The 20,454-nt window shown below is 70.6% G+C and carries 19 protein-coding genes and 1 riboswitch; of the genes, 15 read left to right on the top strand and 4 right to left on the bottom strand.

Annotated features, from left to right (window positions below):
* Window position 1: 1 nt before the first annotated feature.
* Window positions 2-1,903, bottom strand: coding sequence for a peptidylprolyl isomerase (locus MKK88_RS31710; protein WP_244007439.1), 1,902 nt, complete (start codon window positions 1,901-1,903; stop codon window positions 2-4).
* A 182-nt stretch (window positions 1,904-2,085) separates the two neighbouring features.
* Here MKK88_RS31710 and tpiA point away from each other — a divergent pair, with 182 nt between their 5' ends.
* Together tpiA and ppk2 are read left to right on the top strand one after the other, a co-directional pair.
* Entirely contained in the window at window positions 2,086-2,847 is a 762-nt protein-coding gene (tpiA, locus tag MKK88_RS31705) for a triose-phosphate isomerase (RefSeq protein WP_244007437.1), read from the top strand.
* An 86-nt stretch (window positions 2,848-2,933) separates the two neighbouring features.
* Window positions 2,934-3,845, top strand: coding sequence for a polyphosphate kinase 2 (gene ppk2 / locus MKK88_RS31700; protein ID WP_244007435.1), 912 nt, complete (start codon window positions 2,934-2,936; stop codon window positions 3,843-3,845).
* A gap of 11 nt (window positions 3,846-3,856) precedes the next feature.
* Here the strand turns inward: ppk2 and MKK88_RS31695 are convergent, their stop codons facing one another.
* On the bottom strand, window positions 3,857-4,306 hold the full coding sequence (locus tag MKK88_RS31695) for a nuclear transport factor 2 family protein (protein ID WP_244007433.1): 450 nt from the start codon (window positions 4,304-4,306) through the stop codon (window positions 3,857-3,859).
* 264 nt (window positions 4,307-4,570) lie between these two features.
* Between MKK88_RS31695 and secG the strand changes: the two genes are divergently transcribed.
* The 4 genes from secG to MKK88_RS31675 all read left to right on the top strand — a co-directional run bounded on the left by secG (window position 4,571) and on the right by MKK88_RS31675 (window position 8,905).
* Complete coding sequence (secG, locus tag MKK88_RS31690) at window positions 4,571-5,047, top strand: preprotein translocase subunit SecG (protein ID WP_244007431.1); 477 nt, start codon at window positions 4,571-4,573, stop codon at window positions 5,045-5,047.
* A gap of 144 nt (window positions 5,048-5,191) precedes the next feature.
* On the top strand, window positions 5,192-6,820 hold the full coding sequence (locus MKK88_RS31685) for a CTP synthase (protein WP_244007429.1): 1,629 nt from the start codon (window positions 5,192-5,194) through the stop codon (window positions 6,818-6,820).
* A gap of 58 nt (window positions 6,821-6,878) precedes the next feature.
* On the top strand, window positions 6,879-7,331 hold the full coding sequence (locus MKK88_RS31680) for a DNA polymerase III subunit chi (RefSeq protein ID WP_244007427.1): 453 nt from the start codon (window positions 6,879-6,881) through the stop codon (window positions 7,329-7,331).
* A gap of 2 nt (window positions 7,332-7,333) precedes the next feature.
* The gene (locus tag MKK88_RS31675) at window positions 7,334-8,905 is read left to right on the top strand and encodes a S10 family peptidase (RefSeq protein ID WP_244007949.1); all 1,572 of its coding nucleotides are present in this window, start codon (window positions 7,334-7,336) and stop codon (window positions 8,903-8,905) included.
* A gap of 59 nt (window positions 8,906-8,964) precedes the next feature.
* Here MKK88_RS31675 and MKK88_RS31670 read toward each other — a convergent pair whose 3' ends face one another.
* The gene (locus MKK88_RS31670) at window positions 8,965-9,987 is read right to left on the bottom strand and encodes a DUF4424 family protein (protein ID WP_244007947.1); all 1,023 of its coding nucleotides are present in this window, start codon (window positions 9,985-9,987) and stop codon (window positions 8,965-8,967) included.
* Between the two features lie 139 nt (window positions 9,988-10,126).
* Window positions 10,127-10,321, top strand: a riboswitch (cobalamin riboswitch).
* Window positions 10,322-10,354: 33 nt separating this feature from the next.
* Between MKK88_RS31670 and MKK88_RS31665 the strand changes: the two genes are divergently transcribed.
* The 9 genes from MKK88_RS31665 to cobJ are packed head-to-tail and all read left to right on the top strand — an operon-like array spanning window position 10,355 to window position 19,700.
* The gene (locus tag MKK88_RS31665) at window positions 10,355-10,537 is read left to right on the top strand and encodes a CbtB domain-containing protein (protein ID WP_244007426.1); all 183 of its coding nucleotides are present in this window, start codon (window positions 10,355-10,357) and stop codon (window positions 10,535-10,537) included.
* 16 nt (window positions 10,538-10,553) lie between these two features.
* Entirely contained in the window at window positions 10,554-11,291 is a 738-nt protein-coding gene (locus MKK88_RS31660) for a CbtA family protein (protein ID WP_244007424.1), read from the top strand.
* Entirely contained in the window at window positions 11,284-11,685 is a 402-nt protein-coding gene (locus MKK88_RS31655) for a DUF1636 domain-containing protein (RefSeq protein WP_244007422.1), read from the top strand. Before MKK88_RS31660 ends, MKK88_RS31655 begins: the two co-directional genes overlap by 8 nt.
* Complete coding sequence (gene cobW, locus MKK88_RS31650; protein ID WP_244007420.1) at window positions 11,682-12,716, top strand: cobalamin biosynthesis protein CobW; 1,035 nt, start codon at window positions 11,682-11,684, stop codon at window positions 12,714-12,716. The genes MKK88_RS31655 and cobW overlap by 4 nt, the downstream gene beginning before the upstream one ends.
* A 46-nt stretch (window positions 12,717-12,762) precedes the next feature.
* Window positions 12,763-16,107, top strand: a complete 3,345-nt coding sequence (cobN, locus tag MKK88_RS31645) for a cobaltochelatase subunit CobN (RefSeq protein WP_244007418.1) — start codon at window positions 12,763-12,765, stop codon at window positions 16,105-16,107.
* Window positions 16,104-17,480, top strand: a complete 1,377-nt coding sequence (locus MKK88_RS31640; protein WP_244007416.1) for a precorrin-3B synthase — start codon at window positions 16,104-16,106, stop codon at window positions 17,478-17,480. Before cobN ends, MKK88_RS31640 begins: the two co-directional genes overlap by 4 nt.
* Window positions 17,477-18,166 (top strand): precorrin-8X methylmutase, encoded by a 690-nt coding sequence (locus tag MKK88_RS31635; RefSeq protein WP_279602667.1) that lies wholly within the window; start codon window positions 17,477-17,479, stop codon window positions 18,164-18,166. Before MKK88_RS31640 ends, MKK88_RS31635 begins: the two co-directional genes overlap by 4 nt.
* Window positions 18,166-18,945 (top strand): precorrin-2 C(20)-methyltransferase, encoded by a 780-nt coding sequence (locus MKK88_RS31630; protein WP_244007413.1) that lies wholly within the window; start codon window positions 18,166-18,168, stop codon window positions 18,943-18,945. The genes MKK88_RS31635 and MKK88_RS31630 overlap by 1 nt, the downstream gene beginning before the upstream one ends.
* Complete coding sequence (gene cobJ, locus MKK88_RS31625) at window positions 18,942-19,700, top strand: precorrin-3B C(17)-methyltransferase (protein ID WP_244007411.1); 759 nt, start codon at window positions 18,942-18,944, stop codon at window positions 19,698-19,700. The genes MKK88_RS31630 and cobJ overlap by 4 nt, the downstream gene beginning before the upstream one ends.
* On the opposite strand, the gene MKK88_RS31620 is transcribed toward cobJ, so the two are convergent.
* Complete coding sequence (locus MKK88_RS31620; RefSeq protein ID WP_244007409.1) at window positions 19,670-20,449, bottom strand: cobalt-precorrin-6A reductase; 780 nt, start codon at window positions 20,447-20,449, stop codon at window positions 19,670-19,672. The two genes, cobJ and MKK88_RS31620, sit on opposite strands and share 31 nt — an antisense overlap.
* Window positions 20,450-20,454 lie beyond the last annotated feature (5 nt).

The following is a 20,454-nucleotide window of genomic DNA, read 5'->3' as shown; positions in this document are numbered from 1 at the left end:
CTCAATACTCGCCGCCGATGGCCCGGCGCAGGGCCGTCGCATCGACCTTCACGCCCGCGTTCTTCTGGACCTCGGTGATGTACTGGGACAGCACGTCGTCGGCGAGCGCGGCCTGGAAGTTCTGGCTGATCGTCCGGTCGCTCGGGCTGTCGGCGACGAAAGCCGGCATGGTCGCGGAGGTCACTTTGAACACCGCGCGGGAATCGTTCGCCGCAGCCGTGCCGGCCTTGCCCACCGGGGTCGCGAAGATCAGGTTGACGTCGTCGGTGGTCAGCATGTCCTTGGCTTGGTTGCGCGACAGGTCCTGCGCTTCCTGCAGGTTGACGCCGACCTCCTTGGCGATGTCCTCCATCGACTCGCCCTTGTTGATCTTCTCCACCAGCTCGCGCCCCTTGGTCTGGAGGCGCTTGGCGATCTCGGTGGCGGTCCAGCCGGCCTTCACGCCGTCCTTCACCTGATCGAGCGGCTTATCGTGCGCGGGGTCGATGTTGGTGACATCGTACCAGACGTAGCCGCCGGCCTTGGTGCGCAGGGGCTCGTTGTCGCCGCCGATCTCGGCGCGGAACAAAGCCGGCAGCGTCGTGTCGGCATCCGGGATGTCGGCGACCTTCCTGCCCGCGGGATCCTTGCCGTTGGGATCGACGGCCTTCACGGCGATCAGCTTGAGGCCGCGCTCGGCCGCGATGTCGGTGAGCGGCTTGGCGCTGGCGCGCTGATCCTCGATCGCGTCGCGGGTCGTCTCCATGGCGTCGCGAGCGCGGGCGAGCGCCAGGCCCTTGCGGATCTCGCCTTCGACCTCCTCGAACGGCTTCACGGTGCCGGGCTCGATCTTGGTCACGCGCAGGAGCACCGTGCCGAACCGGCCCTGGACCGGCTGGCTCACCCCGCCCTCCGGCAGCGCGAAGGCGGCGTCGGCCACCGTCGTGTCGAACAATTCGGCTTTGCTGAGCGTCCCGAGGGTCAGATCCTTGTCATCGGTGCCCCGCTCCGTCGCCACGGCCTCGAAGGTCTTGGAGCCGTCTTCGATCGCCTTGCGGGCCGCCTCGGCGGCAGCGGCGTCGGGGAAGACGATCTGCTGGATCGTGCGCTTTTCGGGTGCGCCGTAACGGTCCTTGTTCAGGGTGTAAGCCGCGCGGGCATCGGCGTCGCTGATGGCGTCGGGCTTGGCCATCGCGTCCGGATCGACCACGAGAAGGTTGGCCGAGCGGAATTCCGGCGCACGGAATCCGGACTTGTTCGACTCATACCAGGACTTCCGCTCGTCCTCGGTTGGATCCGGGATCTGGCCGGCGGTCGAGGGGGTCAGCATCAGGTAGGCGGCAGCGCGGCGCTCCGTCGCGTAGCGGTGGACCGCCTCGCGCAGAGCCACCGGCACATGCAGATCGGACGAGACGGCCTCGGCGAGTTGCAGACGGGCGATGACCGAGCGCTGCTCGCGCACGAACATCCCTTCGTTCAGGCCGGCACGCTGCAAGGTCTGGTAGAAGAGCTGCGGCTCGAACTGACCCTGGGCATTCTGGAAGCTCTTCTCGTCGTGGATCGCCCGGATCACCGCGGAATCCGGCACGGCGAGGCCGAGATCATGGGTCTTCTGGTCGAGGGCCGCCTCGGTGATCAACTGCGCCATCACCTGCCGGTCGAGGCCGAGCATCCGCGCCTGATCGGGGGTGAGCGCGCGCTTCAATTGCGCCTGATAGCGCTGAATCTGGTTCTGATAGGCTTGGCGCACCTGCTCGGTGGTGATCGGCGTGCTGCCGACGGTCGCCACGTTGTTGCTGGTGCCGCCGCGGAAGAATTCCTCCACGCCGAAGATGCCCACGCCCGCGATCAGCAGGGTGAAGATGATCGTCAAGACGATCTTGCCGAGCCAGTGCTGGCTGGCGTTGCGGATGCCCTGAAGCATGGTCTGCGATCGGATACCTGCGGCGGCCACCCGTTGCCGGGACGGCGCTTGCCTGAAAGCCGACCGCGATAGACCATTCGCGCCCACAGGCAAAGGCTCGGCTGTCTGCGCGGTTTGCACGCTCAAGCTCGCTCTGGTAGGCCGCGACAACTTGCGAACGGCATAGCGAGGCGGGGACGGGAATGACGCAGTCGGGGCGCAGGCCGCTGGTCGCCGGCAACTGGAAGATGAACGGTACGCGGGCGTCGATCCAGGTGGTCGAGGCGATCCGCGACGGTCTCTCCCCGGAGCTGGCCAGCCGCATCGACGTGCTGATCTGCCCGCCCGCGACGCTGATCAGCGCCTGCGTCGCGGCGACGGCGGGTTCGCCCATCGCCATCGGCGGCCAGAACCTGCACGCCCGGCCGAACGGCGCCTTCACGGGCTCGATCTCAGCCGAGATGCTGGCCGATCTCGGCGCCCGCTACGTGATCGTCGGTCATTCCGAGCGGCGGGCCTACCACCACGAGACCGACGACGGCGTCCATGCCAAGGCGCTCGGCGCCCGGCGGGCCGGCCTGTGCGGGATCATCTGCGTGGGCGAGACCATCGAGGAGCGCGAGCAGGGCCGGGCTCTCGACATCGTCCGCGCCCAGCTCGCCATCGGCCTGCCGAAGGGCGCGACCGCGGCCGACACGGTGATCGCCTACGAGCCGGTCTGGGCGATCGGCTCCGGCCGGACCCCGACCCCGCGCGACATCGCCGAGGTCCACGCCTCGCTGCGCGAGATGCTCGACAAGCTCGTGGGCGACGAGGCGCAGAAGATCCGCATCCTCTATGGCGGCTCCGTGAAGCCCGGCAACGCCCGTGAGCTCCTGTCGGTGGAGAATGTCGACGGTGCGCTGGTCGGCGGCGCGAGCCTCGTGGCCGAGGATTTCCTGGGGATCTGCGCAGCCTACGCGTGAAGCTGGCGGCATGGGTCGCAGGGTTCTCGGGGTTGTCACACGAGCCTGTTTAAGGATCCCGGTGTTCCACCACCGCGATTCGGGCCATGACGGACGATCAATCCCCCGCCGACCCCAAGCTGATGGAGACGATCCGCCGCGAGATCCTCGACAGTTACGACGAGGAAATCGAGCTCGGCTTCGAGGAGGACCGCCTCGATAGTCTCGACGGCGGCGCGGGATCCGGTCTCGATCGCCGCTTTTACTTCCGGGAGTTGCTGCGCCTCCAACACGAGCTGGTCCGGCTCCAGGATTGGGTGCAGCACAAGAAGCTGCGTGTGGTCGTGCTGTTCGAGGGGCGCGATTCTGCTGGCAAGGGCGGCGTGATCAAACGGATCACGCAGCGCCTGAACCCCCGCGTCTGCCGGGTCGCGGCTTTGCCTGCGCCGAACGAGCGCGAGCGGACGCAATCGTACTTCCAGCGCTACATCGCCCATCTGCCGGCCGGCGGCGAAATCGTCCTGTTCGACCGGTCGTGGTACAATCGTGCCGGAGTCGAGCGCGTCATGGGCTTCTGCTCGGAGGCCGATGTGGAGGAGTTTTTCCGCTCCGTGCCTGAGTTCGAGCGGATGCTGGTCCGCTCCGGGATCATCCTGTTGAAGTACTGGTTCTCGATCACCGACGAGGAGCAGGCCCTGCGCTTCAACATGCGCATCACCGATCCGCTGAAGCAGTGGAAGCTCTCGCCGATGGATGTCGAATCCCGCCGACGCTGGGAGGATTATACCCACGCGAAGGAGGACATGCTGACCCGCACGCACATCCCGGAGGCGCCCTGGTGGGTGGTCGAGGCGGTGGACAAGAAGCGCGCGCGGCTGAATTGCATCAGCCATCTGCTGGAGCAGATCCCCCACGGCGAAGTCGATCATCCGCCCGTGCAATTACCCGATCGGGTGCGGCACGCGGATTACATCCGCGCACCGATCCCGCCGGAGATGCATGTTCCGGTTAAATACTGAAGGCCCGCGGCTCAGATCTTGAACGCCTGACGCGCCAGCAGGCGCCAGCGATCCCCGTCGCGGTGCCAGACCTGCATCACGCCGATATGCACCGGGGCGGACTTGCCATCCGTCACCACTTCGCCGGTGAAGACGTGGCGGGCGATGGCGTCGTCGCCCACCACCGAGACCGAGTTGTCCGACAGGGTGATGCTGGGGAAGGTCTGGCGCTTGCTCGCCAGCGGCGCGATGAAGGCCTTCTTGTCCTGCACGAGGCCGCTCGAATGGCCGTAGCTCAGCCCGTCGAGGGTCAGCGCGTCGAGCGCGGCCCCGTCGCCGGCGAGCAGGGCTTTGGTGAGCGCGTCCACCTGCGCCTCGACGGCGGCTTTCGGGTCGTGGGGCTGCCCGGCGGCGAAGGCCGGCGCCATCAGCGCGGACGTGGCGAGGGCAGCGGCGAGTGCGGCGCGACGTGAGATCGGCATGGCGTCCTTCCCTGGCGGGGCGGCGGATTCTTTCGAGCCGTCCTTCGGGTGAATGGAGAGCACAGCCGGCCGGCCGGCGCGAGGGGCGCGACTGACAGGGAAGGTCCGATCGTCGAGTTGGCGCCGGTTCCCGATTGGTGTATGCGGCCGGGATCATTTGCGGCTGCTGTCCTGGGCATCGGCCGCCTGCGCGCCCGCCTTCCGGTCCCCGCGGCCGGCCCTCGAGGAGCGACGCGCGGATCAAATTACGCTTTCGGAACACCGATGCAGACCGTCCTGATCGTCGTCCACCTCATCATCGTGCTCGCGCTGATCGGCGTCGTGCTGCTTCAGCGCTCCGAGGGCGGTCTGGGTCTCGGCGGCGGGGGCGGTGGTGGCGTGGCGGGCTTCATGACCGGCCGCGGCCAGGCCAACGCGCTGACGCGGGCGACCGCCATCTTGGCGGCCCTGTTCTTCGCGACGAGCCTGCTGCTCGCGATCTTGTCGCACCGCTCGCAGGCGCCGAAGTCGATCCTCGACACGGGCGTACCGCAGGGCGCGGGCCAGCCTGCCAAGCAGCCGACCGGCGCCGACAACCTGCTCGACACGCTGCGCCAGCAGCAGGACCGGGTGCCCGCGACGGCACCGGCCCAGCCCGCACCGACGCAAGCCGCTCCGGCCCAGCCCATTCCCGCCCAGCCCACTCCTGCTCAGCCCGCGCCGGCTCAGCCGACCGTGCCGGAAGCGCCGCAGTCGCGCTGACCGAGCCGCGACTCAAGCCGGTCCCCTGACAGCCCGGCCGGCCCCGCTGAGCTGTCCCATGCATTTTGCGATCCCCAGCCCTCGCACGGGCCGGGGCCATCGGCGTTTGGCAAACGCCGGCACCTTCTTTATGGACCGAAGCCCATGACGCGGTACGTTTTCATCACCGGCGGCGTGGTTTCCTCCCTGGGCAAGGGGCTGGCCTCGGCAGCCTTGGCGGCGGTGCTTCAGGCCCGGGGCTACCGGGTCCGGATGCGCAAGCTCGACCCCTATCTCAACGTCGATCCGGGGACGATGAGCCCGACCCAGCACGGCGAGGTCTTCGTCACCGACGACGGCGCCGAGACCGATCTCGACCTCGGCCATTACGAGCGCTTCACCGGCGTGCCGGCGAGCCGAGCCGACAACATCACGACCGGCCGGATCTACCAGGACATCATCGCCAAGGAACGGCGCGGCGACTATCTCGGCGCCACCATCCAGGTAATTCCCCACGTCACCAACGCCATCAAGGACTTCGTTCTGGAGGGCAACGACGCGTACGATTTCGTGCTTGTCGAGATCGGCGGCACGGTGGGGGATATCGAAGGGCTGCCGTTCTTCGAGGCGATCCGCCAGCTCGGCCAAGCGCTGCCGCGTGGCAGCTGCTGCTACGTCCACCTCACGCTGCTGCCCTACATCCCGTCGGCGGGCGAGTTGAAGACCAAGCCGACCCAGCACTCCGTGAAGGAGCTGCGCTCCATCGGCATCCAGCCCGACATCCTGCTCTGCCGCTGCGACCGGGACATCCCGGCCGACGAGCGCCGCAAGCTGGCCCTGTTCTGCAATGTCCGCGAGACGGCGGTGATCGAGGCCCGGGACGTGGCGTCGATCTATGAGGTGCCGCTCTCCTATCGGAAAGCCGGGCTCGACCGGGAGGTGCTCGGCCATTTTGGGCTGGAGCACGGCCAGGAGCCGGATCTCGGCCGCTGGCAGACCATCGCCGAGCGGGTGCGCAACCCGGAGGGCGAGGTCTCCATCGCCATCGTGGGCAAGTACACGGGTCTGAAGGACGCCTACAAGTCGCTGACCGAGGCCTTGACCCATGGCGGAATCAGCCACCGGGTGAAGGTCAACCTCGAATGGATCGAGGCGGAGGTGTTCGAGCGCGAGGACCCCGCGCCGTTCCTGGAGGGACTGAACGGCATCCTGGTGCCGGGCGGGTTTGGCCAGCGCGGCGCCGAGGGCAAGATCCGTGCGGCGCGCTACGCTCGCGAGAAGCGCATTCCCTATCTCGGCATCTGCTTCGGCATGCAGATGGCGGTGATCGAGGCGGCGCGTTCCCTCGCCGGCCTGCCGGAGGCCAACTCGACCGAGTTCGGCGATACCGCCGAGCCCGTGGTCGGCTTGCTCACCGAGTGGCTGCGCGGCAACGAGCTGGAGCGGCGCGCCGCGGCGGGCGATCTCGGCGGCACGATGCGGCTCGGCGCCTACGACGCGAAGCTCGATCCCGAATCGAAGATCGCGCAGATCTACGGATCGGCGGAGATCTCCGAGCGGCACCGTCACCGCTACGAGGTCAACATGGCCTATCGCGAGCGGCTGGAGGCCCAGGGTCTGCGATTCTCAGGCGTGTCGCCGGACGGACTCCTGCCGGAGACGGTGGAGCATGTCGGGCACCCGTTCTTCATCGGTGTGCAATTCCACCCCGAGCTCAAGTCGCGCCCCTTCGAGCCGCACCCGCTGTTCAAGGGTTTTGTCGGCGCGGCGATCGAGCAGAGCCGGCTGGTCTGACGCCGCGGCGGCGCGCCGCTCCTCGCGTCGCGGCACGAGACCCTATATTCCTGTCACCGTGACCGAGATCCTGTTCTACCACATGCAGCGACAGCCCCTGGAGAAGGTGCTGCCGAACCTCGTCGAGCGCTCCCTCGACCGTGGCTGGCAGGCCGCGATCCAAGCGGCCAGCGAGGAGCGCCTGCAGGCGCTCGACGACCACCTTTGGACCTATACGGACGAGAGCTTCCTGCCGCACGGCACCGACCGGGAGCCCGATGCGGGCAGCCAGCCGGTGGTGCTGACGCTCCGGGACGTGAACCCCAACACGGCCTCGATCCGCTTCCTCGTGGAGGGCGCGGACCTGCCGCCGGATGCGGATGCCTACGAGCGGATCTGCATCCTGTTCGACGGGACCGATCAGGACGCCCTGCTGCGTGCCCGCGAGCAGTGGAAGCAGGCCAAGGAGGCCGGCCACACGGTGGCCTACTGGCAGCAGGACGATTCGGGCCGCTGGAACAAGAAGGCGTGACCGTGACCCTCAAGAAACGCCTCGCCCCTGCGCTCGGCCTCGTCCTGGCGCTCGGCTCATCCCTCCCGCTCAGTGCGCAGGATGCCCCGCACGGCCATCCCCAGCCGGAAGCCCGGCAGGCTCCCCGCGGCCCTGAGGGCCGCCGTCTGCCGCCCGATTCGGTGACGCAGCAGAGCGTTACGCTGCCGGACGGCCGGAGCCTCGCCTTCACCGCGACCGCGGGCAGCCTGCCGCTGGTTGACGAATCCGGCAAGCTACAGGCCGAGATCGCCTACGTGGCCTACACGATGGCGCCGGAGGCTGGTCGCACGCGCCCCGTCACCTTCGCGATCAACGGCGGCCCGGGCGCGGCCTCGGCCTATCTCAACATCGGCGCGATCGGCCCCTGGCGGCTACCCACGGGCGGCGACAGCATCAGCCCGTCCCAGCCGGTGGCGCTCACCGCCAATGACGGCACGTGGCTCGACTTTACCGACCTCGTCTTCATCGATCCGGTCGGCACCGGCTACAGCCGCGCGGCGGATGGCAACGGCAAGGCCTACTGGTCGATCGATTCCGACGCCTCGACCCTGGCGGCCGTCATCGCCCGCTATCTGCGGGTCAATGACCGCATGGCGGCGCCGAAATTCTATGTCGGCGAGAGCTACGGCGGGTTTCGGGGACCCTTGATCGCCGAGAAACTGCAGGACGAGATCGGCGTCGGCCTGTCCGGGATGGTGCTGCTGTCGCCGGTGCTTGATTTCGGGTGGCTGGAGACGCCCCGGGCCAACCCCTGGGGCTACGTGCTCAAGCTCCCCTCCCTCGCGGCCGGCGCGCTGGAGCGGAAGGGCACCGTGCCGACGCCGGCCCTGCTTGGCGACGCCGAGGCCTACGCCTCCGGCCCCTACCTGGCGGATCTGCTCAAGGGTCCGTCGGATGCTGGCGCGGTGGCGCGGATGACCGAGAGGGTCGCGCCCCTGGTCGGGCTTGACGCCGCGCTCGTGCGGGCTCAGGCGGCCCGGCTCTCCACCCGCAGCGTCCAGCGTGAGATCGACCGGACCCAGGGCCGTGTCGCCAGCGCCTACGACACCGGGATCACCGGCTGGGACCCGAACCCGGATGCCGCGCAGTCGAGCTTCGACGATCCCCAGCTCACCGCGCTCCAGGCGCCGCTCACCAGCGCGATGCTCGATCTCTACGCCCGGACATTGAAATGGCCGGTGCCGAACATGCGCTACGAGCTCCTGAACAACGCCGTGAACCACGGCTGGAGCTGGGGCTCGGGCCGGCAGGCGCCGGAGGTGCTGTCCAACCTCAAGGGTGCGCTGGCGCTCGACGGGCGCCTGCGCGTCCTCGTGGCGCACGGCTTCACGGATCTCGTGACCCCGTACTTCGCCTCGAAGCTCCTGCTCGCCCAGGTCCCCGCCTACGCGGCCGGCCGCCTGGATCTGGCGGCCTATCCGGGTGGGCACATGTTCTACACCCGGCCCGATTCGCGGGCGGCGTTCCATAAGGATGTGGCGCGGCTCTACGCGGAGGCCCTCAAGGCCCGCGACGGGGATGCGGCACCCCGGAACGCGAAGGATGTGCCCTGACGGCAGATGGCTTCGCCAGGGCGGAAGGGTCTTCGCGGAACGCCGCGCCGGGCCCGCCGTCAGATCGGCGGCGCGGCTGACACGCGCGACGCACTCTTCAGAAAGAGCACGTCGATATCGCGCTGCGGAACATAGTCTTTTACAACCATCTCGACGGTGGTCGGACCGGTCTTCTTGAGATTGCTGCCGCAGAACGCGACCAACGTGACCGGGTCGCCCTTGTCCACGATCAGCCTGAACGTGCCGATCGCCCCGGTACCGGTGGGGACCCCGTAAGTGAGAGACTGCTCGTAAGCCTGGAAAAAGCGGCTGCCATCCGCACTTGCCCGCCGATACAGGGCCTGGGCCGTCCGAGCGAAGGCGGGGTCCGTGCAGAACCTGTCCGCGTAGCGCGCCATCTGCGACGGCCCCAGATCCGGAGAGCCGAACGACAGGCTGGATTGGGCCCCAAGGCTCGGTGTGAAGCTCTGGTGGACCGTGACCTCCCGTCCGGCCGGAAAGGTCAGCCGCCGTGCATAGCGCGATTTCAGCGTCCAGAGCGGGACGTCGGAGATTGTCCCGTCCCGATGCACTTGCCGGTCGAGGAAACCGGCCTCGATCAGGGATTTTCTGCGCTGTTCCGAGAGACGGCGCAGGGGTACCGCCGTTGCCGCGACGGTCGGCACCAGGGGAATTCCCAGGCTCTTCAGCTCGTCGGTGATCTCGAAGGCTTGCCCCTCACGCATCAGGAATGCGCGCTGATCGAGTTGCCAGGGGACGGCTTGGCCATCGACCGCGGCCTCGAAGGCCAGGAAATTGGCCTGCGCCGGATCGGGGATGGAAACGGCCATCGCAGCCGCGCCGACGAGATCGGGCATCGGGAAGGTCAGAGTGGCCTGGATATCTGCGCCGGTCGGATTGCGAAACCGGTAATCGGCCTTCACCACCTGTTCCGAGAGGTAAAGGTCTTCCGCTACGAGCGTGATCGCGCTTCCGGGTTCGAGGACGAGGCCGCCCGCCTTAAGCGCGCCCTCGGTGTCGTCGGCCCGGGCCGGCAGGGATGCTGCCGCGAGGAGGGCGAGGGTCAGCGACAGGATTCTCATCACGTTCACGCATCAGAGTTCGGGGCTATGGACTAGCGGCGCGGCCATCGCGACCCTATGGACACCCGTCCCACCCGCCGATCGCGGGGCCGCGGACATGATTCCGCTGCGCCTCCGTTGTGCGAGGGCTTTCATGTGTCTACAACGATCACGTGACGGTGCCCCGGCGACGGGGTGAAAAGGGAATGCGGTGAGGGGCGCGAGCCTCGATGCCGCGGCTGCCCCCGCAACTGTGAGCGGCGAGCGCCTGCCGAGGGCCACCGGAGCGATCCGGGAAGGCGGCAGGGGCGTCGAGCCGCGAGCCAGGAGACCTGCCGTCACGACAGGATTCCGTTTTGCCGCCGGTGGGGCGGTTGGAGACATGCCCATGACGACCTCGACCCTCGCTCCCGTCACCGTCGGCACCCGCGCGTCGGAGCGCCCGATCGCCGTGGCGCTCGCGGCCGTCCTCGGCCTCGGCCTGCTGTTCATGGTCGGATTCTCGCCGGCAATCGCGTTCCACAACGCGGCCCACGACTTCCGGCACACCCAGAACTTCCCCTGTCACTGACGCCATCGTCCCAGGGATGATCATCCGGCTTCTGTCGGCGGCTCTGGCTGCCGGCTTCTTCGCGGCCGTCGTCGTGACGGGCCTCGAACTCACGCTGACCTCTCCCCTGATCGTGGCGGCCGAGCGCTTCGAGCAGGCCGAGCCCAGCCATCAGGCCGCCCGCGCGCTGCCGATCGTCCTCGCGCATGCCGGCCACGATCACGCGACGCCGGACGCTGCGCCGGAATGGCAACCGGGCGCTGGCCTGCCGCGCATGGCTTATACCGGACTGGCGACGCTGGTCGGCGCCGTCGGTTACGCGCTGCTCCTCGGCGCCGTGATGCTCGCCTGCGGGCGGGAGCCGACGCCGCAGATCGCCCTCGCCTTCGCGGTCGCCGGATTCGCCAGCGTCGCCCTGGCCCCGGGCCTCGGCCTGCCGCCGGAGCTGCCCGGCAGCGAGGCGGCGCCGCTCGCCGTCCGTCAGGCGTGGTGGGTGATGACTGCGGCGGCGACCGCCATGGGTCTCTACCTGATTGCGGTGCGCCGGGCCTTGATCGCCATCCTGGGCGGCCTCGTCCTGATCATCGCACCACACATGGTCGGCGCGCCGCAGGCGCCGGAGGGTGCGTCCGCGCTGCCGGCGGCTTTGGCCGCGCAGTTCGCCGCCCGCTCCCTGGCGATCAGCTTCGTGTTCTGGATGCTGCTCGGCCTCGGGCTGGGCCGGGCATGGCAGGTCTTCGGGCGCGAGACGACCCGGGGGATGGCCCGTGGCTGAGACTGTCCTCTACGTCTGTACCACCTGTCGCCGCGTGGGCGATGATCCGGACGGCCCCCGGGCCGGGGCCCGCCTCCTCGACGCTTTGAGGGATCGCGCCGGCACGACACCGGATCTGCGCGTCGAGCCGGTGGAATGTCTGTCGGTCTGCAAGCGGCCCTGCACGGTGGCGGTCGCCGCGGCCGATCGCTGGACCTACGTGTATGGTGACATGGACCCGGCCGCCTCCGCCGAGACCATCCTGGCTGGGCTCGCTGCCTACGCGGCGACGCCGGACGGTATCGTGCCGTGGCGCGAGCGCCCGACCGAATTCAAAAAGGGCGTGATCGCCCGGATCCCCCCCTTCCCCGCACCGCGCCCGCTCCCGGCCGGCACCCTGGAGGCCGCCGAATGACCATCGTTGCCAAGATCCCCTGCACGATCGTCACGGGCTTCCTCGGCGCCGGCAAGACGACGCTCGTCCGCCACGTGATCGAGAACGCGAAGGGCCGCCGCCTCGCCATCCTGGTCAACGAGTTCGGTGATGTCGGCTTCGACAAGTCGTTCCTGGCCGCCTGCGGGGTCGAGGGCTGCACCGAGGACGCCATCGTCGAGCTGCCGAACGGCTGCATCTGCTGCACGGTGGCGGACGATTTCGTGCCGGCCTTGGAGACCCTGCTCGCCCGGGCCGAGCCGCCGGAGCACATCCTGATCGAGACCTCCGGGCTCGCCCTTCCGAAGCCGCTGGTCCAGGCGTTTCAATGGCCGGCGATCCGCTCGCGGGTGACGGTGGACGGCGTGGTCGCGGTGGTCGACGGGCCGGCGGTGGCCGCGGGCGCCTTCGCGGAGGATCCGGAGGCCCTGGCCGCCCAGCGCGCCGCCGACCAGTCGGTCGATCACGACAACCCGCTGGAGGAGGTGTTCGAGGACCAGCTCCTGTGCGCCGACCTCGTGGTGCTCAACAAGGCCGATCTGATCGACGCGGACACCCGCGCCCGGGTCCGGGCCGAGGTGGAGGGCCACCTGCCCCGGGCCGTGAAGGTGGTGGAGACCGAGAAGGGCGCGATCGATCCGCGGGTGCTGCTGGGCCTCGGTGCCGCCGCCGAGGACGATCTGGACGCCCGCCCCTCCCATCACGGCGAGGGCGAGGATCACGACCACGACGATTTCGAGACGGTGGCGCTGCCGATCCGCCCGGCAGTGACGGCGGCGGATCTCGCGGCCCGCGTCGAGTCGGCAGCCGAGACTGCGGGCGTGCTGCGGATCAAGGGATTCGCCGAGGTCGAGGGCAAGGCGATGCGCCTCGTGGTGCAGGGTGTCGGCCGGCGCGTCACCCACCATTTCGACCGGCCCTGGCGGGCGGGCGAGGCGCGTGACGGGGCGCTCGTGGTGATCGGCCTCAAGGGGTTCGACCGGGACGCGGTGGCAGCGGCGCTCGCGGGATGAGACTGGTCGCGCGCGCCGGTCCGGACACGGCTTAGGGACGGGCGCGATGCATCTGGTGCGCATCGATGCCGTCTCCCTCGATGAGGGTGAGGCGGCTTTGGATCTCGGGCAGCGGCCCGGCGATTGCGTGGTGCTGTCCTTCACCGACAGCGACCTCACCGGGATCGCGCGGGCCCATGCCGCCGAGCCGGGTCTGCCGAGCCTGCGCCTCGCCAAGCTGGCCAAGCTGCGCCATCCATTGTCGGTCGATCTCTACGTGGACCGGGTCGTATCGCGCGCCCGCATCGTCGTGATCCGCTGCCTCGGCGGCCTGGATTACTGGCGCTACGGCGTCGAGCGCTGCGCCGAGGCCGCACGGGCGCACGGAGTCGTGCTCGCGGTGCTGCCGGGGGACGACCGGCCCGATCCGCGGCTCGCCGCCTTCTCGACCGACCCCGCGCTGGCGGACCGGCTCGACACCTATTTCCGCGCTGGCGGGCCCGAGAACCTGCGCCGGATGCTGGGGCTGCTCGCCGCCCGGACAGGCACCGACCTCCCGGTCGAGCCGCCCCTCCCGCTGCCCCGCGGCTTCGCGTGGTGCCCGGGCTGCAGCACGCCGCCCCTCGATCAGGCCCTCGCAGCGGCGAGGACCGCGATTCCGCTCGCGGGCGCACCGGCCGAGCCGCTCGTGCTGCTGCTGGTCTACCGTTCGGCCGTGCTCGGCGGCGACACGGCCCCGTTTGTTGCCCTGATCGCGGCCCTGCGCGCCCGCGGGATCGGCGTCCTGCCGATGGCGGTATCGAGCCTGAAGGAGCCCGGAGCCGCCGCCGCGGTCGCGGACGCCGTGCGGGCGCGGCGCCCCGATCTCGTCATCGCCGCCACCGCGTTCTCGGCCCGCGAGGACGGGATCGACTTCGTCCTCGACGGTGCCGACTGCCCGGTGCTCCAGGCTTTCACCGTCGCGTCCCCGCGCGCGGCCTGGGACGCCTCGGCCCGCGGGCTTGGGGCGGCCGATCTCGCCATGCAGGTGGCGCTGCCGGAATTCGACGGCCGCCTTTCCGGGTTCCCGATCTCCTTCAAGGAGGAAGAGCCCGAGATTGAGGGTTTCGCCGAGCGCCGGGCCGTACCCTACGCGCCGGGGATCGCGGCGCTCTCCGACCGGGTCGCCGGCTGGTTACGGCTGGCTGCCCTGCCCCGGGCCGAGCGGCGTATCGCGATGGTCCTGTCCGATTATCCTGCGCGGGGCGGCCGAGCGGGCTTCGCGGTCGGGCTCGACACGCCGGAAAGCGCCCGGGTCATCGCCGCGGACCTCGCCAGCGCGGGTTACGCTGGGTGCGACCTGCCCGAGGCCGGCGCGTTGATGACGGCTCTCACCGAGGGGCCGGCAGCGTTCTGCGTGCCGCTCGCCCGCTATCGGGCGTGGCTCGACAGCCTGCCGGAGGCGACCCGCACTCCGATCACCGACGCCTGGGGCGGGCCGGAGTCCGACGCCGCGTGCCAAGAGGGCGCCTTCCGATTTCGGATGGTGACGGCCGGCCCGATGGATCCTGTGCGCGGCGGCCTCACGGTGTTCCTTCAGCCCGACCGCGGGCGCGATCCCGACCGCAAGGCCGGCTACCACGATCCCGAGCGCGTCCCGACCCACGCCTATCTCGCCTTCCATCTCGGGCTGCGGCACCATTTCGACGCGCTGGTCCAGCTCGGTACCCACGGCACGACCGAGTGGCTGCCCGGCAAGGCCGTGGCCCTGTCGCCGAATTGCTTCCCGGCGCTCTGCATCGGCGCCCTCCCGGTGGTCTATCCGTTCATCGTCGATGATCCCGGCGAAGCCGCGCCGCTCAAGCGCCGTCTCGGTGGCATCGCGCTGGGGCACCTGACGCCGCAGGTCGCCACCCACGACCTCTCGCCCGAGGCTGCCCGGCTGCGCGAACTTGTGGAGGAATACGCCGCCGCCAGCGTCCTCGATCCCCGCCGCGCCGCCCTGATCGCGCAAACCATCCTGGAGGAGGCGCGCGATTCCGGGCTGCTCGACGGAGCCGGCATCGACGCCGACACGCCGATGGACGAGGCACTGACCCGGCTCGACGCCCATCTCTGCGACCTCGGCGAGACCAGCTTCCGCGATGGCCTGCATGTCTTCGGTCGTGCGCCCGACGGTGCCCCCACCCCGGTGGCGGAGAGCGCGGCGGCCGAGCGGGCCGGCCTCCGCGCCGCCCTCGACGGCCGGTTCGTGGAGCCCGGCCCGTCCGGCTCGCCGTCGCGCGGGCGCGCGGATGTGCTGCCCACCGGACGCAACCTCGCGACCCTCGATCCGCGGGCGATCCCGAGCCGCGCGGCCGCACTGTTGGGAGCGAAGGCCGCCGATGTCGTGGTGACGCGCTACCTTCAGGACGAGGGCGCCTATCCCGCACGGATCGTGATGGATCTCTGGGCCTCGCCGACCCTGCGCACCGGTGGCGAGGACGTGGCGCACGCGCTGGCGCTGATGGGTGTCCGGCCAGTCTGGGACCATGCCAGTACCCGCGTCACCGGGTTCGAGATCCTGCCCCTGGCGATGCTCGACCGGCCGCGCATCGACGTGACGGTGCGGGTCTCGGGGGCTTTCCGCGACACGTTCCCGGACACGCTGGCACTGATCGACCGCGCCGCCCGCGCGGTGGCCGACCGGGATGAGGCGGACGACGAGAACCCCCTGGCGGCGTCCCGCAGGCGCGGCGAGAGGGCGGCCCGGGTCTACGGCGCGGCGCCGGGCCGCTACGGCGCCGGGACGGCCGCCACCGCCCTCGACGGAACCTGGGACACGCAAGGCGATCTCGGCCGCGCCTATCTGGCGGCCAGCGCCCACGCCTACGGCGACCGCGAGGGGCCGGACGCGGATTTCGCCGCCCGGGTCGCCGCAGCCGACGCCTATCTGCACGCCTTCGACGCGGCCGAGCGCGACCTGTTCGACGGCGACGCCGCCGTCGACGCGATGGGCGGCTTCGCGGCCGCGGCGGCCCTGCAGGATGCCCGTCCGGCGCTCTACAGCCTCGACGTCTCGGTGCCGGAGCGTCCGAAGGCCCGCACCGCCCGGGAGGATGCGGCGCGCCTGATCGGTGGACGGCTCGCCGATCCCCGATGGATCGCCGCACAGCTCCGCCACGGCTACCGGGGGGCTCAGGAACTGGCTCAGGGGCTCGACGCGGTGTTCGTGCTCGCCGCCGCGAGCGATGCCGTGAGCGATGCCGGCTTCGACCGGCTCTACGGGGCCTGGATCGCCGACGCCGAGGTGTTCGATCGCCTGCGTGCTGCGAATCCAGCGGCGGCCCGGGCCATCCTCGAGCGCTTCGACGAGGCGCGTGACCGTGGCCTCTGGCACAGCCGGCGCAACGCCCTGCCGGCCGACGCGCTGTTGCCGGAGGCCGCCGAGTGAGCGCGCCCCCGCATCGCCGCATGCTGCCGGACGCACCCAGTCGCAGGGGCTGGTGCCCCAGCCTCGCCCGCCCGATGCCCACGGGGGACGGGCTTCTGGCCCGCGTCCACCCGCCACTGGGAATGCTCTCGCTGGAGCAGGCCCGCGTCGTGGCGCGGGGGGCGCGGCATTTCGGGAATGGCCATCTTGATCTGACGGCCCGGGCCAATCTTCAGATCCGCGGTGTTTCCGAGGCGAGCAGCGCGCCACTCGCCGGGCTGCTCACCGAAGCCGGCCTCGGCGATCGGCGCGCCGATGGCGGTCCGCAACGCCTGACCCTCACGCAACCGCGCGCGGGCCAGGATCCCACCGAGGTGATCGATGTGCCGGCGCTCGCCCGGGCGATCGAGGCGGCGGCGCTCGACATCCCCGGCCTGCCGGCCAAGACGCTGGTCGTGGTCGAGGGGCGCCCGGACGTGACAGCGCCGGAGGCCGATTGCCTCGTGACGGCCCGCGATGCCGGGTTCGTCGACGTCGCGATTGCCGCCGCGGATAGGATGCACACCGTCACCGATTGTACCGCGACCGAAGCGCCGGCCGTCGTCTCCGCGTTGCTCGCGGCCTTCGCGCGCACCGGCCGCCGGCGGATGCGTGATCTGTCGGAGGCGGAGCGAGCGGCCTTGCTCGATTCGGTCGCCGCAGCGGTGGGCCATCAGGATCGGCAGACCGGACCTGCCACGCGTTCCGCCTTGCCCCTCTGCGCAGGAGGGGGAACGCGCGACGTGTCGTTCGCCCCTGCGACCGGCCGCGACGAGAGCGGAAGCGTCCAGATGCTCACCGTGGATGCTCCCTTCGGCCGCTGCACCGCGGCTGCCCTCGATCGCGTCGTGTCCGCGGCGGAAGCCATCGGGGCAGACGCGATCCGCCTCTCGCCGACACGCGGCTTCGTCCTGCTCGCCTCGGCTGGCGTGCCGGCGGTCGCGGCTTTGGCGGACCTCGCGACGGACTTCATCGTCGCACCCGACGATCCAAGACGCAGCGTCGACGCCTGCACGGGCGCGCCGGGCTGCGCCTCCGGCTCAACGGCGACGCTCCTCGATGCCGAGCGGCTCGCCCAGGACTTCCGGCCGCTGGCGGCGCAGGGGCTGGCGGCGCATGTCTCGGGCTGCGCCAAGGGCTGCGCACGGCCAGGCCCCGCCGACCTGACGCTGATCGGCAGCCAGGGCCGCTACGGGATCGTCCTCGGCGGTGCGCCCGGGGATGAGCCGGCGATACACCTCCCTATCGAGGCCGTTCTGGACCGGTTAGGAAGGGCCAAGACTGGTGGGCTTGCTGCGGCGTTCGCGCCGAATATGGCTTGGCCAGATGATGGGGGAGACGGAAGACCGGCATGAGCGCGAGCCTGAATGCCCTGCGCCAGGCAGGATCGGAACCGGCGGCCCAGGAGCCCCCCTCCCGCTACGATTACATCCGCGATGGCGGTGCCATCTATGCGCGCTCCTTCGCGATGATCCGCGCCGAGGCCGATCTCACCCGCTGGACCGGCGCCGCCGAACGCGTGGTCGTGCGCATGATCCACGCCTGCGGCATGACCGACCTTCCTGCCGACGTGGAGATGTCGGACGATTTCGCCGAGGCCGGCGTCGCCGCGCTCCAGGCCGGGGCGCCGATCCTCTGCGATGTCCGCATGGTCGCTGACGGCGTCACACGGGCACGCTTGCCCGCCGCCAATCCGGTGCTCTGCACGCTGGGCGATCCCCACGTTCCGGACCTCGCCCAAGCCCTCGGCACCACCCGCTCGGCCGCCGCCATGGAGTTGTGGCGGGAGCATCTGCCGGGCAGCGTTGTGGCGGTCGGCAATGCGCCGACCGCCTTGTTCCGCCTGCTGGAACTGCTCGACGCGGGCGTGGCGCCGCCCGCCGCGGTGATCGGCATTCCGGTCGGCTTCGTCGGCGCCGCGGAGTCCAAGGACGCGCTGGCCCGGGACGGCCGGGTACCGTTCGTGGTCGTCCACGGGCGGCGCGGCGGCAGCGCCATGACGGCTGCCGCCGTCAATGCGCTCGCCAGCGAGGTCGAGTGATGGACGGGTTCGAACGGCTCGACGCGCCGACCGAGACGCTACCCGCGGCCGCAATCACCGGCACGCTCTATGGAGTCGGTATGGGTCCTGGCGATCCGGACCTGCTGACCGTCAAGGCGCAGCGCATCCTGATGCGCGCGCCGGTGCTGGTGCATTTCTGCAAGCGGGGCAAGCGCGGCAACGCCCGCACCATCGCGGACGCAATCCTGTGCGATCCCGACCGCGAGTTGGCGCTCGCCTATCCCTACACGACCGAGATCCTCCCGGAGCACCCGGATTACGTTGCGGCTCTGGCCAGGTTCTACGACGACGCGGCCGGCCGGCTTGCCGATCATCTCGGCGCCGGGCGGGACGTGGCGATCCTGTCGGAGGGCGATCCGTTCTTCTACGGCTCGTTCATGCACCTGTGGCGGCGCCTGAAGGACCGCTTCCCCGTGGAGGTGGTCCCGGGCGTCACCGGCATGTCGGGCTGCTGGACCCGGGCCGGGACGCCGATCACCTGGGGCGACGACGTCCTGACCGTTCTGCCCGCAACCCTGCCGCTCGATGTCCTCACCGAGCGCCTGCGCGGAACCGACGCCGCCGTGGTGATGAAGCTCGGCCGCCATTTGCCGAAGGTGCGCGCGGCACTCGAAGCCGCGGGGCTCCTCGCACGGGCGGTCTATGTCGAGCGCGGCACGATGGCGGGCGAACGGGTCGTCATGCTGGCCGACAAGGCCGACGATGCCGCGCCGTATTTCTCGATGGTCCTGCTGCCCGGCGAGGGGCGTCGGCCGTGAGCGGCAGCCTGACGGTGATCGGCCTCGGCCCGGGCGACGAAAGTCTGCTGACCGGATCCGCCCGCCGGGCTTTGGACGCCGCGGACGACATCGTCGGCTATTACCCCTACGTCGCCCGGGTGCCGGAGCGGCCGGGCCTGACCCGGCACGCCAGTGACAACCGCGTCGAGGTCGATCGCGCACGCCATGCCCTGCAGCTCGCCGCCGCCGGCCGGCGGGTCGCCGTGGTTTCGGGCGGCGATCCCGGCGTGTTCGCGATGGCGGCGGCCGTCTTCGAGGCGGTGGAGCACGGCGAGCCCGGCTGGCGTGACCTCGCTATCACGGTCGAGCCCGGGATCACCGCGATGCTGGCGGCTGCGGCCCGACTGGGCGCCCCGCTCGGCGGCGATTTCTGCGCCCTCTCGCTCTCGGACAATCTGAAGCCCTGGCCGGTGGTGACCGCCCGGCTGGAGGCGGTGCTGCGCGCCGATCTGGTCGTGGCCCTCTACAACCCGATCTCGACCGCCCGGCCCTGGCAGCTCGGCGCCGCCTTGGAGATCGCGGCGGGTATCCGCGAACCGGGGACGCCGGTGATGTTCGCCCGCGCGATCAGCCGGCCCGACGAGGCGATCCGCGTGACGACGCTGGCCGAAGCGCCATCCGCCCCCGCCGACATGGCCACCATGGTGATCCTCGGGGCATCGACCACGCGCCTGATCCCCCGGGACGGACGCCTGCCCTTCGTCTACACCGCGCGCAAGGTCGAGGCCGCGTGAGCATCGGCCCCCAGCCAGCGCAGCGCGCCGGACGCGTCGGGCACGCTCGGCACGTCGGGCTTCACCGGTCGGCGCACCATCACCACGGGAATTGCCAGCGCGCGCGCCGCCGCGATCTTGCCGTAAGTGGCCGCCCCGCCCGAGTTCTTGGTGACCACGATCTGGATGCCAGCCTGTCGCATCAGCGTTGCCTCGGCGTCCGCGTCGAACGGCCCGCGCGCCTCGATGGCCGTGAGATGGGGCACCGGCAGAAGGTCGCCCAGCGGTTCGACCGTGCGCGCCCAATAGGCGTGCTGCGGCGCCACCGCGAAGGCGCCGGCCTCCTGCCGGCCGACCGTCAGGAACACGCGCCGGGGTTCGGGGCCGAGCGCCGCAGCGGCGGCCGGGATGCTCTCGACCTCGGTCCAGTCGTCGCCGGGCATGGGGCTCCAACCCGGACGGCGGATTGCCAGCAGCGGCACACCCGCGAGGACCGCCGCCCGTGCGGCGTTGTCCGAGATCCGGGCCGCGAAGGGATGCGTGGCATCGATCAGGCGGTCGAACCGTTCCGTCCGCAGGTACTGCGCGAGGCCCTCGGCGCCCCCGAACCCGCCGCTCCGGGTCGGAACCGGCTCAGGCTTCGGCGCGGCGGTTCGGCCGGCCAGCGACAGCATCACCGACACGTCGTCCCGCCCGGCGAGCGCGCGCCCCAGGGCGCTGGCCTCACCGGTCCCGCCGAGGATGAGGATCCGCGTCACACCGTCCGTCATGGTGG

This window comes from Methylobacterium sp. E-005, assembly GCF_022829725.1.
Lineage (GTDB): Bacteria > Pseudomonadota > Alphaproteobacteria > Rhizobiales > Beijerinckiaceae > Methylobacterium.
The sequence above is the reverse complement of the archived record's forward strand: the minus strand, read 5'-3'. Positions and strand labels throughout refer to the sequence as shown.

Coding starts and splice junctions, on each gene's coding strand:
- ppk2 (WP_244007435.1), top strand. CDS start 2,934: ATGACGGACGATCAATCCCCCGCCGACCCCAAGCTGATGGAGACGATC.
- tpiA (WP_244007437.1), top strand. CDS start 2,086: ATGACGCAGTCGGGGCGCAGGCCGCTGGTCGCCGGCAACTGGAAGATG.
- MKK88_RS31665 (WP_244007426.1), top strand. CDS start 10,355: ATGACGACCTCGACCCTCGCTCCCGTCACCGTCGGCACCCGCGCGTCG.
- MKK88_RS31685 (WP_244007429.1), top strand. CDS start 5,192: ATGACGCGGTACGTTTTCATCACCGGCGGCGTGGTTTCCTCCCTGGGC.
- MKK88_RS31630 (WP_244007413.1), top strand. CDS start 18,166: ATGGACGGGTTCGAACGGCTCGACGCGCCGACCGAGACGCTACCCGCG.
- MKK88_RS31670 (WP_244007947.1), bottom strand. CDS start 9,987: ATGAGAATCCTGTCGCTGACCCTCGCCCTCCTCGCGGCAGCATCCCTG.
- MKK88_RS31660 (WP_244007424.1), top strand. CDS start 10,554: ATGATCATCCGGCTTCTGTCGGCGGCTCTGGCTGCCGGCTTCTTCGCG.
- MKK88_RS31635 (WP_279602667.1), top strand. CDS start 17,477: ATGAGCGCGAGCCTGAATGCCCTGCGCCAGGCAGGATCGGAACCGGCG.
- MKK88_RS31620 (WP_244007409.1), bottom strand. CDS start 20,449: ATGACGGACGGTGTGACGCGGATCCTCATCCTCGGCGGGACCGGTGAG.
- cobW (WP_244007420.1), top strand. CDS start 11,682: ATGACCATCGTTGCCAAGATCCCCTGCACGATCGTCACGGGCTTCCTC.
- MKK88_RS31695 (WP_244007433.1), bottom strand. CDS start 4,306: ATGCCGATCTCACGTCGCGCCGCACTCGCCGCTGCCCTCGCCACGTCC.
- cobN (WP_244007418.1), top strand. CDS start 12,763: ATGCATCTGGTGCGCATCGATGCCGTCTCCCTCGATGAGGGTGAGGCG.
- secG (WP_244007431.1), top strand. CDS start 4,571: ATGCAGACCGTCCTGATCGTCGTCCACCTCATCATCGTGCTCGCGCTG.
- MKK88_RS31710 (WP_244007439.1), bottom strand. CDS start 1,903: ATGCTTCAGGGCATCCGCAACGCCAGCCAGCACTGGCTCGGCAAGATC.